Source organism: Roseovarius confluentis, from assembly GCF_002917925.1.
In the GTDB taxonomy this organism is placed as follows: domain Bacteria; phylum Pseudomonadota; class Alphaproteobacteria; order Rhodobacterales; family Rhodobacteraceae; genus Roseovarius; species Roseovarius confluentis.
In genome coordinates this window covers 1-14,017 of sequence record NZ_PPFE01000006.1, presented here as the reverse complement: position 1 = coordinate 14,017, position 14,017 = coordinate 1, and the positions used below count along the sequence as shown (strand labels likewise).

Genomic DNA, 14,017 nt, shown 5'->3' with positions numbered 1-14,017 from the left:
GAAAGAGGATAAGATGAGTGTCGTAACGGTACGCAAAGAAGGCAAGGTTTCGATCATCGCGATCAACCGGCCGGAGAAGATGAACGCGATCAACACGCCGGTCGCCCTTGCGCTGCAGGAAGCCTTCGAGGAGTTCGATGCCTCGGATCAGCGTGTCGCCATCCTGACCAGCGAAGGCGACCGGGCCTTCTGCGCCGGGGCTGATCTCCATGATATTCCCGATTTCTGGCGCTGCGCACCGGGGCTGGGCATCCGCACGAAGAAACCGATCATTGCGGCCGTCACCGGTTGGTGCGTCGGCGGCGGGCTGGTCATGGCCGCGATGAGCGACCTTTGCGTCGCGACCGAGAGTACGCGGTTCTCATATCCCGAGGCGAAGCTGGGCTTTACTGGCGGGATCGTGGCCACGCTGGCCTCGCGCATTCCCACCAAGCTCGCGATGGAGATCATGCTGATGGCCGAACCGGTGCCCGGCCGTCGCGCCTATGAGATGGGGCTGGTAAACCGCATCGTCGAGGACGGCCAGCACATCGAGGTGGCGCTGGAAATGGCTCAATCCATGGCAGCCATGGCGCCCATGGTGCTGGCCACGCTGAAGACCCACGTCCTCGACGGGACGATCACGACCTGCCCCGCGGAGCGGATGTGGCAGGCCAGGGTGGAATTCGACCGGATCAACGCGAGCGACGACAAGAACGAAGGCCTGGCCGCTTCGCGGGAGAAGAGAATGCCCGAGTTCACCGGGCAGTAGGGAAGGTCGCGGCAGGGCGGAGGACCCAGTCGCGGGCATTCATTCAAAGGGAGGAAGACAATGTTAAGATTTGTAGGGAGATTGGTGGCCGCCGCCACGGCCGGGCTGCTGGTTGCGGGAACGCTCGCCGTTGGTGAGGCGCGGGCGGAATGGCCGACGGGAGATCTGCGGGTGATGGTTCCGTACAATCCCGGTGGCACCACCGACAACGCTGCCCGGGCGATCGTGCCTGCACTGGAGGAAATTCTTGGCGTGTCGATCACGGTCGAGAACATCGGCGGCGCCGGCGGCACCATCGGGATGACGCGCCTGGCCGCGGCCCCGGCGGACGGCAGCGTCTTCGGTATTACGCCCAATGCTACCTTGACCATCGCGCCGAACATGCGCCCGGTCTCCTACGACCCGCTCGAGGACATTCAGGCCGTCGCCAAGATGAATGTTGCCATCGGCTCGCTTGCGCTGCGACCCAACTTCCCGGTCGACACGATGGAGGAATTCGTCGCTTACATGAACGAACATCCCGGCGAGGTGACTTTCGGATCCGCCGGTGTCGGCTCCACCACGCATCTCTACATCGAGCTGCTCAAGGACATGACCGGCTCGCAGGCCACCCACGTGCCCTTCAAAGGATCGAATGAGGCGGTCAACAGCCTGGTGGGCGGACATATCGATGCAGCCTTCGACTACAGCCCGCTGCTGGCGCAGGGCCAGGCCGGCGCGGTCAAGACGATGGCCGTCCTGAAGGAAGAACGCTGGGACGGCCTGCCGGACGTGCCGACGCTGGCCGAGGCCGGCTTTGCAGACCTGCAGTCGATCATCTGGTACGGTGTCGTCGCACCGGCGGGAATGTCGCAGGAAGCGCTCGACGGGATGCAGGCCGCGGTCGAGGAGGCCGTGCAGCGCCAGGACGTTCTGGAACGGTTCGAGAAGCTGGGGCTCGTCGCGGACTATAGGGACGCGGAGACCTTCGGGCAGGAACTGCGGGACAACCACGCGTTCTTCGCCGAAACGCTAAAGCGGTTGAATCTGGCACAGCAATAGACGTTTCCGAGGAAAGACAGCGACATGCTATCGAGACTCTTTCCCGGACTGGTCCTGCTCTGCCTCGGTCTGTTCCTTGTGTTCGTCCTGATCCCCATGGGGATCAGGGCACCCGGCTATGTGCAGCCGAATTCGCTCAGTCCACAGGACCTGCCACGCCTGCTGGCTTGGGTGGTGGTCGCGGTCAGCCTGTGCATCATTTTCGCCGGCATCTTCGTCGGCGGACAGGAGGGCTTATCGCTGGGGGCGATGTCGCCGCTGCGCGGCATCGTCTTCATCGCGGCTTTCGCCGGCCTGCTCCTGCTTCTGCCTGTGCTGGGCACTGCGTTGACGGTGTTCTTGTTCGTCTTCGGCCTGCTGCTGTTCAAGTCGCGGCTGGGACCGTTACGCAGCCTCGTGCTGTCGATCCTGTTCAGTTCCACCGTGCACGTTTTGTTCATCGAGATCGCCCGCATCCCGTTGCCGAACCGGCTGCCTGACCTCTTCTGAGGAGATCATAATGGAAAATCTGGGGGCGTCTCTGGACCTCTTGCTGAACTGGCAGATATTCGTCTATCTGCCGCTCGGAGTCATCTTGGGCGCGATCATTGGTGCGATACCGGGGCTGACGATCACCATGGCCATCGGCATCCTGCTGCCGTTCACGCTGTTCTTCGACCCGCTGGCGGGCATCGTCCTGCTCCTGGGTATCACCAAGGGGGGGCTTTTCGGCGGGTCGATCTCGGCCATATTGCTGAACGTGCCCGGATCGCCCGCCGCCGCCTGTACCATGCTCGAGGGCTATCCACTGGCCCGCAAGGGCCGCGCCGGAGAGGCGCTGGACACTGCGCTTTGGGCCTCCTTCATCGGCGACTTGATCTCGGTTCTGGCGCTAATTCTGCTGGCCGGTATGCTGGCCCGCTTCGGTCTGCGCTTCGGCCCGGTCGAGCTGCTGGCGCTGGTCATCTTCTCGCTGACGATCATTGCGGCGGTGTCGAACGCGGGCCTGCTGAAGGGCGTGATTGGCGGGGCGCTGGGGCTCTTCGCGGGCACCGTAGGGCTGGACCTGATCTACGGAACCGAACGGTTCACCTTCGGCCAGCCGAACCTCTACGACGGGATCGCCTTCCTGCCGCTGCTGGTGGGGCTCTTCGCGCTGCCGGATATCCTGCTATACTATTTCCGTCCGGCGAAGGAGGCCGAGATCGAAATCTCCGGAAAACCGGAGCAGCGGGGACGCCTGTCGCGGGCGAACTTCCGCATGGTGCTACCGACAATCCTGCGTGGCAGCGCTGTCGGCATTGTGCTGGGCGCGATCCCCGGGGTCGGGGCTACGCCTTCAACCTTCGCCTCCTACGCTATCGCGCGCAAGACGGCGCCGGACCGCAAGGAATTCGGCCAAGGCGCCCTGTCGGGCGTGGCCGCGGCGGAAAGCGCCAATTCGGGCACCGGGGCCTCGACCCTGATACCATTGCTGGCGCTCGGCATTCCCGGCGACGTGATCACCGCAATGCTGATGGGGGCTTTCTTCTTCCACGGCCTCGCGCCGGGGCCGAACCTTTTCCAGGACAACATCAGCTTCGTCTACGCGCTTTATGTCGCGCTGCTGGTGTCCTCCGGTGTGATCCTCGTGGTCGGGCGCTTCGGCGTGCCGCTGATCCGCCGGATCGTCGAGGTGCCCCGCGCGATCCTTTTCCCGATGGTCATCGTGCTGACCGTGGTCGGATCCTACGCCATCTCCAACTCCATGTTCGACGTCTGGGTCATGTTTTTCGCCGGCTTCGTCGGGCTTGCCTTCCGGGCGCTTCGGGTGTCGGAGGCGGCTTTCTTAATTGGCTTCGTGCTCTCGCCGCTGCTGGAGGACAACCTGCAGCGCGTGCTGATCATATCCCGCGGCGACCTGACCGTTTTCTTCTCCAGTGGCATCGCGATCTTCTTCTACGGGGTGACGACGCTGGTGGTGCTGTTCCAGCTCGCGTTGTCGTTGTCGCAGATTTTCCGACCCGCGGGCCGGCATGACAGCGCAATCTCGGAATCAGCAAGCAGGGCGGAAACCGATGGACGGCGGAGTACGAGTTAGTCCTGTCCCTGCCACCCCAGCGCCCGAGACATGGTCAGTGCCCCCGAGATGACCGCCGGGGCAAGGCCCTGGAGCCGTTCCGCGTTCAGCCGGATCGCCGGACCGGAGATCCCCAGCGCCGCGATGACGGACCCACGGGCGTCCCGGATCGGTGAGGCGGCGCCACAGACGTCCGGGCGCCATTCCCCGTTGTTGAAGGCGATGCCGGTCTCGCGAATGCGCGCGAATTCGGCCCGCAGACTGTCCTTGGTCACCAGCGTCTTGGGCGAGAACCTTTTTCGACGGGCGGAGGCAATCAGCGCCTCCTCGGCCGCGGGAATATGGGCCAGCATCGCCTTGCCTGTGGCCACCGCCCAAGCGGGCGCGCGCGCGCCAATATTGGTATAGGCGCGGACCGCCTGCGTGGCCTCGATCTTGTCAATGTAAATCACCTCGAGCCCATCGAGAACCGACAGGTGAATGGTTTCGCCCACCTTGTCGGACAATTCCTGCATCGGAGTGCGCGCTATTCCCATCAGGTCAAGATCGGCCACGATGCGCGATCCCATTTCCCACAAGCGCAGCGTCGCGGAATAAAGTCCCTTTTCGCCGTCCTGCTTGACGAACCCCTCTTCGATCAAAGTGTGCAGCAGGCGATGCGTATTGCTTTTCGTCAGACCCAGCTGATCAGCGAGACTGGTCAGCGTTCTCGGTCCGCCGCTCTCGGAAAGCGCAGAAAGGAGTTTCAATCCTTTAACGAAAGCCTTGTCCGCCAAATGTATATTCCTTTCCGACTGAAGTGTGAGAATAGCATTTCTTCTCCACGGATGGAAAGCGTGTCACACTGTCGCCTTGCGAGTGACCCGGGCGCGCTCGCTGTAGCGTCGGATCCTTTCCTTGAGCCCGGACACGGCGGCACTTCGCACAAGGGCATCGATGTCCCTTCCATAGCCCTCGTAGCCGATCCGCCGGGCCTCGATGCAACTCATGTGCGTGCCGAGCGCACTCTCCCGGTTGGCCAGATTGGCGATCCGGTCGCAGACCCACACTTCAAAGCGGTATCGAGATCGACGGGATCGGGACGGTCAGACAGGTTACGCGTCATTGCCGGCCCGACAAATCGCGCGAGCCGGCCGGGCCCGATGATTGCCGTCAAGGTCCCCGCCCACCCGGACTGCAACAGCCATCTCTCGAGTCATCCAGTCCTCCATTGACACCACAACGAAATTCCATTTTATAGAAATGTATTCTGTATTGTGAAAGTAAAGGCTGGTATGGCGAACGTGTTGGGCATTGCAGACAGAATTGATGGTCTCCTGTCCGAGATCGATCTGCAAGGCGGTAGCCGGACCCGCACTTTTGGTCCGCCGATGAAAACCATCGTGCGTCCAAGGGCTGCGCTGCGCCGCCCGCCCGGCCTTGACGAACATGGCCCGGCGATCCGGGCCGAGAACTCTAATGGGAGGCCAAAGAATGACGGCGCTGCTCAGGACATTCATACGCAAGGCGACCGAGACACTGGATGGAGGCGCCGCCGAGTCCGAGATACTGGAGACCCTGCAGGCGCCCTTCGCCACGCTCATCTCCTCGGATGACTGGCTGCCCCAAGCCTGTGCCCGCCCGCACCCCGAATTCTACCAGCAGTACCTGCTGCACTGCGATCCCTTCGAGCGGTTCTCGGTGGTCAGCTTTGTCTGGGGCCCGGGACAGGAGACACCGATCCACAATCACACCGTCTGGGGCATGATCGGGATGCTGCGCGGCGCGGAAGTCGCGCAGAGCTATGAGCCGCCCGCAGAAGGGGCACCGATGGTCTGCACCGGCGAGGAGCGGCTCGATCCCGGCATGATCGACATGGTATCGCCCGACATCGGCGACGTCCACAAGGTTCGCAACGCCTACGATGACCGGGTGTCGATCAGCATCCATATCTATGGCGCGAATATCGGTAAGGTGCCGAGGTCGGTCTTCGATCTCGAGACCGGCACGGCCAAACAGTTCATTTCGGGCTTTTCTGGCGACAGCATCCCCAACATCTGGGCCTGACGGTCACGGCAGGGCGCGTCTGCTCTAGCGCGTAGTCTCGCCCCCGGCCCGCTGCCGGACGTCCGCCGTGTCGGCCCCGAGGTCGGGCACCGGGCGCGTGATCGCCGGCTCGAACCGCGACATGCGGACCGGCGGCGCCAGCTTGCCTTCCTCCAGCACCAGCCCACGGGCCTGCACCTGCGCCGAGGCGAGGGCCTCCTCCGTGGTGAGAACGGCGTTTACGCAGCAGTCGTGATTCGCGAAATGTTTGGCCCAGTCGGCCTGCGTGCGCCCGCGGAAGATCGCCTCGAGCTCGGACCGGGCATGGCGTTGCTGTTCGGGCGTGCCCAGTCCGCAGGATTCGAGGTCCGGGCGGGACAGCGCGTTGACCAGCACCTTCCAGAACTTTGCCTCAAGCGCGCCCACAGCCATGTAGCGCCCGTCGGACGTCTCGTAATAGCCGTAGCCCGGGAAAGCACCGGATAGCCGGCCCCGGCCCCGTTCCGGCGGCCGCCCGTGCTGGACCGTGTCGGCCACAGGCATGACCGTGTGAGTAAAGGCCGCGTCGGTCATCGAAACGTCGACGTGCCGCCCCCGACCGGTCCGCGCGGCGTCGTAGAGGGCAATCATCATCCCCATGCCGGCGGCCAGTGTGCCCCCTGCGAGGTCCGCTATCTGGAAGTTCGACAACGCCGGGGGGCCGCCCGCCGCGCCGGTCTGATCCGACACGCCGGAGGCGGCGAGGTAGTTGATGTCATGACCGGCCTGCAGCCGGTTCGGCCCGGTCTGGCCATAACCCGAGATGCTGCACATCACGATGGCCGGGTTCCGCGCGGCAAGCGCGTCATAGCCCAGCCCGAGGCGGTCCATGACGCCGGGCCGGAAGCCCTCGACCACCAGATTGGCGGTCTCGCAGAGTGTCAGAAACAGGGCGCGGTCCGCCTCGGACTTCAGGTCGAGTGCTACTGACCGCTTGTTGCGATTCAAGGCGTTGAAAATGGCAGAGTGCTTGCCCGCGCTATCGGTCCGGCGGGCGTAGTCGCCCAGCTTCGGCTCCTCGATCTTGATCACCTCCGCGCCGTAATCGGCAAGGTGCTGTGTCGCGAGCGGACCCGGTAGCAGTCGGGACAGGTCGAGTACCGTTATTCCGGCCAGAGGGGGAGAGTTGGTCACATGCGTCTCCTTCACAGGGGCATTGTCCGGCGAAGAGCCGATCAGGCGGTCGCGGGCGCCATCAGCGCCCGGGCATCCACCGCAACGGCCCCTTTGCCCGCCTCGGCAACGAACAGGGGGTTGATGTCCAGCTCGCACAGGCGGCCGCCCAGGTCGTGCGCCAGCCAGCTTGTCCGGGAAATCGCGTCGGCGACGGCGTCCATGTCCAGTGGAGGCTGCCCCCGGACGCCTTCGAGGATACGCGCGATCTTCAGGGTTCCCAGCATCCGCTTGGCGTCTTCCGGGGACACCGGGACGCTCGCCGTGGCCACGTCGGCCAGCAGTTCCACCAGCCCACCGCCTGCGCCCACCATGATCATCGCGCCGAAGAGGTCGTCGTGCTGTACCCCGATCATTACCTCGGCGAGGCCGGTGGCCTGTTCCTGCACGAGGAAGCCGTGGATCTCGGCATCCGGTGCGGTCTGTTCCAGCCGGGCACGCATCGCGCGGACAGCATCGGCCATCGCCTCGGGGCCGTCGATGTCCAGCATCACGCCGCCGACATCCGCTTTGTGCACGACGTCCGGCGACACGACCTTGAGCACAAGCGGCGCGGTCAACCCGGCGGCGATGCCCCGCGCGCTCTCGGCGTCGGTAGCCAGCCTGCCGGTGTTGGTGCGGATGCCGTAGCTTTCCAGCAGGGCCTTGGCCGCCTTCTCGTCCAACGGTCCGGAAGGCAGGTCCGCGGGCAGGGCGCAGCCCTCCGGACGGATGGCGGCCGTGCGGGCCGTCCTTGTGCCCGCAGCGCGCAGGGCGCGGATGGCGCGGGCCGCGCCGTGCAGGCTGTCAGTATAGGGGATGGCATTCTCGCGCAGGTAGGCACGCGCCTCGTCCGCCATCGCAGCGGGCTGGATCACCAGCAGATGTGGCGTATCACCCGCGCCATCGGCCACCAGTTGGGAGACCAGCCGGACGTCGGGACAGGTGCTGATCACACCCAGCAGCAGGCTGACCGCCGGGTCCTGCACGATAGCCTGCGTCACGGGACCGTTGGCACCCACGATCGGATCCTTGACGGCCGCGCCGGTATCCACCGGGTTCGTCATGTCGTCGGGAAAGTACGCCGGCAGGGCCGCGCGGGTCGCGGGGCCGAACTCGGCCATTGGCAGGTCCATGTCGCTGAACAGGTCGGCGGTCATGACGCAGCTTCCCCCCGAAGGAGAGACCACACCGATCCGGTCGATCCGCGCCGCTGGGCTGTGCGAGACAAGCAGGGTCGCGGTGACAAACGATTCGAAGTCGTCGAACAGCACGATCCCGTTGTCGCGGCAGATGTTGGTGAAGGCGTCGTGGCTGCTAGCAAGACTCGCGGTATGGGAAAAGGCGGCCTCCATCCCGGCCTCGGTCCGGCCTGATTTCATCATCAGCCAAGTCTTGCCCGATGCGCGCACGCGCCGCGCCGTCTCGATGAAGCGGGAGGGAGAGCTAAGGCCCTCAACATAGGTGCAAATCACCTGCGTCATCGGATCGTCGACCAGCCCGCCGACGAGGTCGCAGAAATCGACGTCCGCCTGATTGCCGGTCGGAAAGGCGTGCGAGATGCCGAACCCGTGCTGCTCCACGAAGTCCATCAGGGCGCTGAGGACACCGCCGCTCTGGCTGACGATGCCGATGTTGCCGGTGCGCAGCCTGTCGACCTTCAAGACGTGCGAGGACATCATCGCCAGGTTGTTGACCGGGCTGGCAAAGCCCATGACGTTCGGCCCGATCAAGCGCATCCCGTGCGACTTCGCCAGCGCTGCAAGCGCCGCTTCGCCTTCCTTATCGCCCGCGTCCGCGAAACCGCTGGAGATGACGACCACCACCTTGGCCCCGCGCTGCCCGGCCTTGTCGATCATGCCCGCGATCGTCGGCTTCGGCGTGCCGATTAGCACCACGTCGGGTGTGGCCGGGAGGTCGTCGAGCGAGGGATAGGCGCGTCGCCCGAACAGGGTCTCGCGTGAGGGGTTGATCAGGTAGACATCGCCTGCATAGCTGTGCTTCAGCAGGTAATGCGTGATCCTTCCACTGAACTTGGCCTGATCCTCGGATGCGCCGACGATGGCGACGGAGCGCGGGTTCAGCAGCGCGCGAATGCCGTCGTCATCTGCCGTGGTGGTTTCTATGCTGTTCATGTGTCCTCGAGATTTTCTGCATGCGCCCTGCCGCGTTTCGCCGGTCGGGGGATCCGCTGTGCGCGTCGCGATCAGGCGGTGACGTTCAGCCGGATCGTCTGGATGTCGTTGTTGCCATAGCCTAGCCGGTTGGCCGCGCTCTGCGTCTGCTGGACCCGACCCGAGACGTCGGTACAGCGGGCCGACAGGAAGTTGTAGCCGGGCGGTCCGTCGAGCGTAACCTCGGCGCGCCAGGTCCGCCAAACGAAGGGACCCTCGTCCGCGCCCAACTCGGCCGCGGTCCAGGTCTTGCCGCCGTCGAGGCTCAACTCGACCTTTTCCACCGGTTGATCCCCGGCCCAGGCGATGCCCGAAACGGAAACACTGCCGCCCTTCGTGGCCTTGTCGCCATCCTCGGGGGACTGGATGATCGCGCGCGGCAGGCCCGGGCCAACCACGCCGGTGATGCTGCCAGACGTATCCTGATAGGTGTAGCGTTCCTTCTGCCAGAAGCCACCGTAGGTCCGGTCGGTCGAAAATTCGAGCTTGCACGGCCATTTTACCCACCAGACACCGAACCAGCCGGGCACCACCAGCCGCACCGGCCCGCCGTGAAGCCAGGGCAGTTGCGCGCCGTTCATCTCGGTGGCGAGGATGGTGGAGCCGTCCAGCGCCTTCTCTTTCGGCAGGCCCTTGGAGAAATCGGAATGCATGTTCTCGGGCTGGGTCACGCCTTCGTCGCCGCCCCGCAGGATCACGCATTCGAACCCGTCGCGCACCCCCAAGTGATTAAGCACGTCCGACAGTCGCGGGCCGCGCCACGTTGCCGTGCCGACCATGCCGTGCCCGAATTGCGTGCCAGGGGTCTTGTCGGCCAGGAAGCCGCGGCTCATCCCGGCGCACTCCAGCAGCGCCGTGACTTCGCGCTTTGGCAGCGCCTCGATATCCGCCAGCACGAGTTTCGCGGTCGACCCGTCCGGCTTCGTCACCTCGAGCGACCAGTCCTCGCTGCCGACCTTGTGGGGGGCGTAGTGGTGAACGATGAAAAAATCGTCGGTCTGGGTGATCCCGCCGCCCTCCGGCAGGCGGCCCTCGGCCATCTGGGGATTGCCCTCGGCATCGCGGGCGCGAACCGTCAGGCCGTCTTCATTGATCTGATCCTTCATCGTCTCTTCCTCGTGCTGCTTTGGCTCTGCGTCCGGCCGGAACTGATCTGTGCGAAGATAGCAGGTCATTCCGACAGGTCTTTGAGTTACGTATGGTAGAACATGTTTTTGTTATTTGGAACATGTGATCATTGTCAAGCGGGAATGGCGTCCGCTCACTTCGGCCATCAACTGCCGAGAGCGTCGCGGTCAAGGTTGAAGGAACCGCTTGACGCCGGTCGCGTCTGTAGCATAGCGTGTTCCAAAATATGATATATAATTCTGAAATATAGAAAAGCGGGGCCCAGTGACGATCAGTTTTAGTGATCCGGCCCTGTTTGCGGACGGTGCATGGCTGCGGCAGCCGCCCGTTACCATCGAGGTGACGAACCCTGTGACTCGCAGCGTTGCAACCGCTTTGCCGGGGGCGAGGATGCCTACGCGGCGTCCAATGGCACCGGCTTTGTGCTTGGTCGCTACGTCTTCAACGGCTCGAAAGATCGCGCCCGGTCAGCCGCCACGCGGATCGACGCCGGGATGGTCGACAACAACACCTTTGGATTCGTCTATTTCGGTTCGCCGATCGGCGGTCGCCGGGACAGCGGCTTGGGGCAGCGCCGGTGGGTCGGAGGGGATGGAAGCCTTCCGCATCAACAAGTTCGACAGCCAGTTCTGAGGTTTACAGGAGAGGAGACAGAAGATGGAATGCCAATGCGTCGTCAAATTCGGGGCGGATATGGAGCTTATGCAGCGCCCGGATCTCGAGGCCGCGGGGGACGAGATCGTCCTGCGTATCACCGCGTGCGGGGTCTGCCACAGCGACGTCCACATGAAGGCTGGGGGCTATGACGTGGGCAACGGCGAGATCGTCGACCGCGGCAGGCCGCTGCCCCGCATCCTCGGCCACGAGATCGCAGGCGAGGTGATCGGCATGGGTGACAGCGCGACCGGGGTAAGCCTGGGTGACAAGGTCGTTGTCTACCCTTGGCAGGGCTGCGGCATGTGCGACACCTGCAAGACCGGTGACGAGCATCTCTGTACCCAGCCGCATTTCATCGGCGTGCAACTCGAGGGCGGCTTTGCCTCGCATATCAAGGTGCGCCATTCCCGCTACCTGGTCGACATCGGTACCCGCGATCCGCTCTACCTCGCGCCACTTTCCTGCTCGGGGCTGACTGCCTTCGGCGCGATCAACAAGATACGTCCGCAGGTCGCGGAGGAAACGGTCGTCATCATCGGCGCCGGCGGGCTTGGACTTATGGCGATCGAAATTCTCAAGGCGCTCGGGGCCCGGTCGCCGGTCGTCGTGGATGTAGATCCGGCCAAGCGCGAGGCAGCAATTGCCGCCGGCGCCGGTGCTGCCATCGACGGCGCCGCCACGGATGCCGTCGCGCAAGTGCAGCGCGCCTGCGGCGGATCGGTCAAATGCGTGATCGACTTCGTGGGGAACCCCAAGACCACCGAACTGGGCTTCGAAGCCCTGAGCAAGGCGGGCACGCTTGTGCTCGTTGGGCTCTACGGCGGAGCAACGCCTTGGCGCATCCCCTACATCACTTGGAAGTCGGCGCGGATCGTCGGCAGCTGCGTCGGATCGTTGACCGAGTTTCGCGATCTGATGAGCATGGCCATGGATGACAAGCTGGGGCGGATCCCCACCCGCGCACATGATCTGCACGACGCCAATACCGTGATCACAGACCTGGAGAAGGGCAAGGTCATCGGCCGCGCCGTGCTGACCCCCTGACCGTCGCCGACAGGCGTTTCGACCCCGGCGGCGAGCCGCCGGGTGCTCACGCGACCCCCGCGCGGGCAATGGGATCGACAAGGCCAAGCGTGCGCAGGCGTTCTTCAACAGTCCGCTGCCCGGCACCATTCCTATCGGCTCGCAGTACTAGATGGTCGCCATCTGCTTTTTGCCCCTCGTCCTGGCCGAAAAGCCGGAACGCCCATATCGCGGTGGACGTGGTGACGCGGCCGCTGCCGGAGACGATCCATAAGGTGCTGCATTTCCTCGCCGCACTGCTCTTTGCCGTCTTCACCTAGCGCGCGCTGATCCCCCCTCGATCCTCTGCATCCTCCAGGGCATTATCGCCCGGGTGCCGATCAGCCAGCTTTTCGTGGCCGGGGCCGTGGGCGCGTCCATGACCATCCTGATCACGCCGGTGAAGCGCACCATGTGCTTCGAACTGATGAAACAGGGCGGCCTCGAGACGCTCCAGATATGCAGTGCGATCTTTGTGATGGCCATAGGCGCCAACATGCTGAGCCGGTTCATGGCCTTTTCGGCCTGACTCTGTTTGGTCCCGGTCTCTTGTCTCATCTCCACTCGCTGGTGATTGCGATGAGGTACTTGTCGGTCAAGTCGAAGCGCGCGTGGATGCGCCGGCAATTCCGGGGCGTCTCATTTGAATGTCAATTAGTGCCTTCCAGGAGCGTCAATCTCAGGGTTTACAGTCAAAAACCATTAATGTATGTGAAAAGGCGTTCACGCTTGAAGAACAACGGAATCCCTCGTGATCGAGTCTAGCCACCCAGAAACAGCGAAAACCTCGATACACATCCTTTGCGGCCTGCGGCCTGATTTCCACTTTCCTGGGCAAGTTGCGGGGCTGGATCCGTGCCATGCCGGAATATCCGGGCGTTCCCGGAGAGGGCCCGTTTGCAGTTCTCGAACACTTCGCACCTATTCAGCTATGATGGACTGCACCACCCCAGTCTGGATGGCTGAAAAAAGGAACGAGAGATGATGAAAGACAGAAAGACAGCTGCGTCAGCAGAAGCGGACTCCGCGGCATCGAAGCCGAAAGCAGCGCCGCGCCGGGATACCACGCTGCGCAAAGGGCTGCGCCTTATCGAGATATTGTCGGCGCGCGGCGCAATGAGCCTAGGCGATATTTCCCGCGTGGCCGAGCTTAGCAAGACAAACGCTCACCACCTGCTGCACACTCTGATCGAGGAAGGGTACGTCGAGCAGGACCCGGAAACGGTTCGCTATGGCGCAACACTGCGTCTTTGGGAGGTCGCGATGATGCGGTCGGAGCAGCCCGACTGGATCAATCCGTGCCTTCCGGCAATGCAGCGGCTGCGCCACGATAGCCGCGAGACGGTGATCCTTGGCCTGATCGACGGCGACGAAGTCCTGTACCTGCATCGGCTGGACAGCCCGGAAGCGGTGCGCACCTTCACCCGCGTGGGGGAGCGTGCGCCGGGCTATTGCGTGGCGACGGGCAAGGCGATCCTGGCCTTCGATCCAGATGGGGAAACCCGATGGCGCGCGCTGGAGCCGGTCGCGCAGAGCGATGAGACGATCACCGATCTCGATGCACTGGTGGAGGATATGAAAGCCACCCGCGACCGGGGCTATTCGATCAATCGCGGCGAATGGCGCGGCGGGGTCTGTGCGATCGGCGCACCGATCTATGGCCTGAACGGACGTGTCCGGATGGCGCTGTCCATCGCAGGTCCCGCGGATAGGGTGACCGAGACCCGCATTCCGGAACTTGCGAAGATGGTGACGACGGCGGCGGAAGAGGCGTCTGCCGCGCTGCAAACACGAAAGGAAACCTGATGAACGAACCGCAATCCCTTCCGCTGGCCGGCGTTCGCGTGGTCGAGATTTGCCAGATCGCGGCTGGGCCGTTTTGCGGGATGCTTCTGGCGGATATGGGGGCGGAGGTCATCAAGATCGAACCCCCCGCCGGCGATGCCATGC

14 protein-coding genes and 1 pseudogene are annotated in these 14,017 nt (G+C 63.9%); 10 read left to right on the top strand and 5 right to left on the bottom strand.

Going from position 1 to position 14,017, the window contains the following annotated elements:
* Positions 1–13 precede the first annotated feature (13 nt).
* Genes C2I35_RS14095 through C2I35_RS14080 form a run of 4 tightly spaced genes read left to right on the top strand, consistent with a single transcriptional unit; the run spans position 14 to position 3,851 of the window.
* Positions 14–751, top strand: coding sequence for an enoyl-CoA hydratase/isomerase family protein (locus C2I35_RS14095; protein WP_103763712.1), 738 nt, complete (start codon positions 14–16; stop codon positions 749–751).
* Positions 752–811: 60 nt separating this feature from the next.
* Positions 812–1,792, top strand: coding sequence for a Bug family tripartite tricarboxylate transporter substrate binding protein (locus C2I35_RS14090; protein ID WP_103763711.1), 981 nt, complete (start codon positions 812–814; stop codon positions 1,790–1,792).
* A gap of 24 nt (positions 1,793–1,816) precedes the next feature.
* Entirely contained in the window at positions 1,817–2,281 is a 465-nt protein-coding gene (locus C2I35_RS14085; RefSeq protein ID WP_103763710.1) for a tripartite tricarboxylate transporter TctB family protein, read from the top strand.
* Positions 2,282–2,291: 10 nt separating this feature from the next.
* Complete coding sequence (locus C2I35_RS14080) at positions 2,292–3,851, top strand: tripartite tricarboxylate transporter permease (protein WP_103763709.1); 1,560 nt, start codon at positions 2,292–2,294, stop codon at positions 3,849–3,851.
* On the opposite strand, the gene C2I35_RS14075 is transcribed toward C2I35_RS14080, so the two are convergent.
* Complete coding sequence (locus C2I35_RS14075) at positions 3,848–4,579, bottom strand: IclR family transcriptional regulator (RefSeq protein ID WP_146050042.1); 732 nt, start codon at positions 4,577–4,579, stop codon at positions 3,848–3,850. The two genes, C2I35_RS14080 and C2I35_RS14075, sit on opposite strands and share 4 nt — an antisense overlap.
* A gap of 345 nt (positions 4,580–4,924) precedes the next feature.
* Entirely contained in the window at positions 4,925–5,260 is a 336-nt protein-coding gene (locus C2I35_RS14065; RefSeq protein WP_103763706.1) for a hypothetical protein, read from the bottom strand.
* Between the two features lie 43 nt (positions 5,261–5,303).
* On the opposite strand from C2I35_RS14065, the gene C2I35_RS14060 reads away from it, so the two are divergent.
* Complete coding sequence (locus C2I35_RS14060; protein WP_281255068.1) at positions 5,304–5,876, top strand: cysteine dioxygenase family protein; 573 nt, start codon at positions 5,304–5,306, stop codon at positions 5,874–5,876.
* Between the two features lie 24 nt (positions 5,877–5,900).
* On the opposite strand, the gene C2I35_RS14055 is transcribed toward C2I35_RS14060, so the two are convergent.
* The 3 genes from C2I35_RS14055 to C2I35_RS14045 form a co-directional block, all read right to left on the bottom strand.
* Positions 5,901–7,028 (bottom strand): CaiB/BaiF CoA transferase family protein, encoded by a 1,128-nt coding sequence (locus C2I35_RS14055; RefSeq protein ID WP_211286155.1) that lies wholly within the window; start codon positions 7,026–7,028, stop codon positions 5,901–5,903.
* A 41-nt stretch (positions 7,029–7,069) separates the two neighbouring features.
* Positions 7,070–9,181 (bottom strand): acetate--CoA ligase family protein, encoded by a 2,112-nt coding sequence (locus C2I35_RS14050; protein ID WP_103763703.1) that lies wholly within the window; start codon positions 9,179–9,181, stop codon positions 7,070–7,072.
* Between the two features lie 71 nt (positions 9,182–9,252).
* Complete coding sequence (locus tag C2I35_RS14045; RefSeq protein WP_103763702.1) at positions 9,253–10,395, bottom strand: sulfite oxidase; 1,143 nt, start codon at positions 10,393–10,395, stop codon at positions 9,253–9,255.
* A 261-nt stretch (positions 10,396–10,656) separates the two neighbouring features.
* Here C2I35_RS14045 and C2I35_RS22750 point away from each other — a divergent pair.
* The 5 genes and pseudogenes from C2I35_RS22750 to C2I35_RS14025 all read left to right on the top strand — a co-directional run.
* A pseudogene (locus C2I35_RS22750) lies at positions 10,657–10,914 on the top strand (aldehyde dehydrogenase family protein); the annotation flags it as partial.
* Between the two features lie 91 nt (positions 10,915–11,005).
* Positions 11,006–12,049, top strand: a complete 1,044-nt coding sequence (locus tag C2I35_RS14040; protein WP_103763701.1) for an alcohol dehydrogenase — start codon at positions 11,006–11,008, stop codon at positions 12,047–12,049.
* Between the two features lie 352 nt (positions 12,050–12,401).
* Positions 12,402–12,596, top strand: coding sequence for a hypothetical protein (locus C2I35_RS14035; RefSeq protein WP_103763700.1), 195 nt, complete (start codon positions 12,402–12,404; stop codon positions 12,594–12,596).
* A gap of 452 nt (positions 12,597–13,048) precedes the next feature.
* Positions 13,049–13,873 carry an IclR family transcriptional regulator gene (locus C2I35_RS14030; protein WP_103763699.1) on the top strand — a complete coding sequence of 275 codons (825 nt, stop codon included), beginning with the start codon at positions 13,049–13,051 and terminating at the stop codon, positions 13,871–13,873.
* A partial coding sequence (locus C2I35_RS14025; RefSeq protein ID WP_211286158.1) for a CoA transferase occupies positions 13,873–14,017 on the top strand: 145 nt, incomplete at its 3' end. The genes C2I35_RS14030 and C2I35_RS14025, both read left to right, overlap by 1 nt.

What these genes read in the sequence shown, in the direction of transcription:
- C2I35_RS14095 (WP_103763712.1), top strand. Translation starts at nt 14, where the DNA reads ATGAGTGTCGTAACGGTACGCAAAGAAGGCAAGGTTTCGATCATCGCG.
- C2I35_RS14090 (WP_103763711.1), top strand. Translation starts at nt 812, where the DNA reads ATGTTAAGATTTGTAGGGAGATTGGTGGCCGCCGCCACGGCCGGGCTG.
- C2I35_RS14085 (WP_103763710.1), top strand. Translation starts at nt 1,817, where the DNA reads ATGCTATCGAGACTCTTTCCCGGACTGGTCCTGCTCTGCCTCGGTCTG.
- C2I35_RS14080 (WP_103763709.1), top strand. Translation starts at nt 2,292, where the DNA reads ATGGAAAATCTGGGGGCGTCTCTGGACCTCTTGCTGAACTGGCAGATA.
- C2I35_RS14065 (WP_103763706.1), bottom strand. Translation starts at nt 5,260, where the DNA reads ATGTTCGTCAAGGCCGGGCGGGCGGCGCAGCGCAGCCCTTGGACGCAC.
- C2I35_RS14060 (WP_281255068.1), top strand. Translation starts at nt 5,304, where the DNA reads ATGACGGCGCTGCTCAGGACATTCATACGCAAGGCGACCGAGACACTG.
- C2I35_RS14050 (WP_103763703.1), bottom strand. Translation starts at nt 9,181, where the DNA reads ATGAACAGCATAGAAACCACCACGGCAGATGACGACGGCATTCGCGCG.
- C2I35_RS14045 (WP_103763702.1), bottom strand. Translation starts at nt 10,395, where the DNA reads ATGACCTGCTATCTTCGCACAGATCAGTTCCGGCCGGACGCAGAGCCA.
- C2I35_RS14040 (WP_103763701.1), top strand. Translation starts at nt 11,006, where the DNA reads ATGGAATGCCAATGCGTCGTCAAATTCGGGGCGGATATGGAGCTTATG.
- C2I35_RS14030 (WP_103763699.1), top strand. Translation starts at nt 13,049, where the DNA reads ATGATGAAAGACAGAAAGACAGCTGCGTCAGCAGAAGCGGACTCCGCG.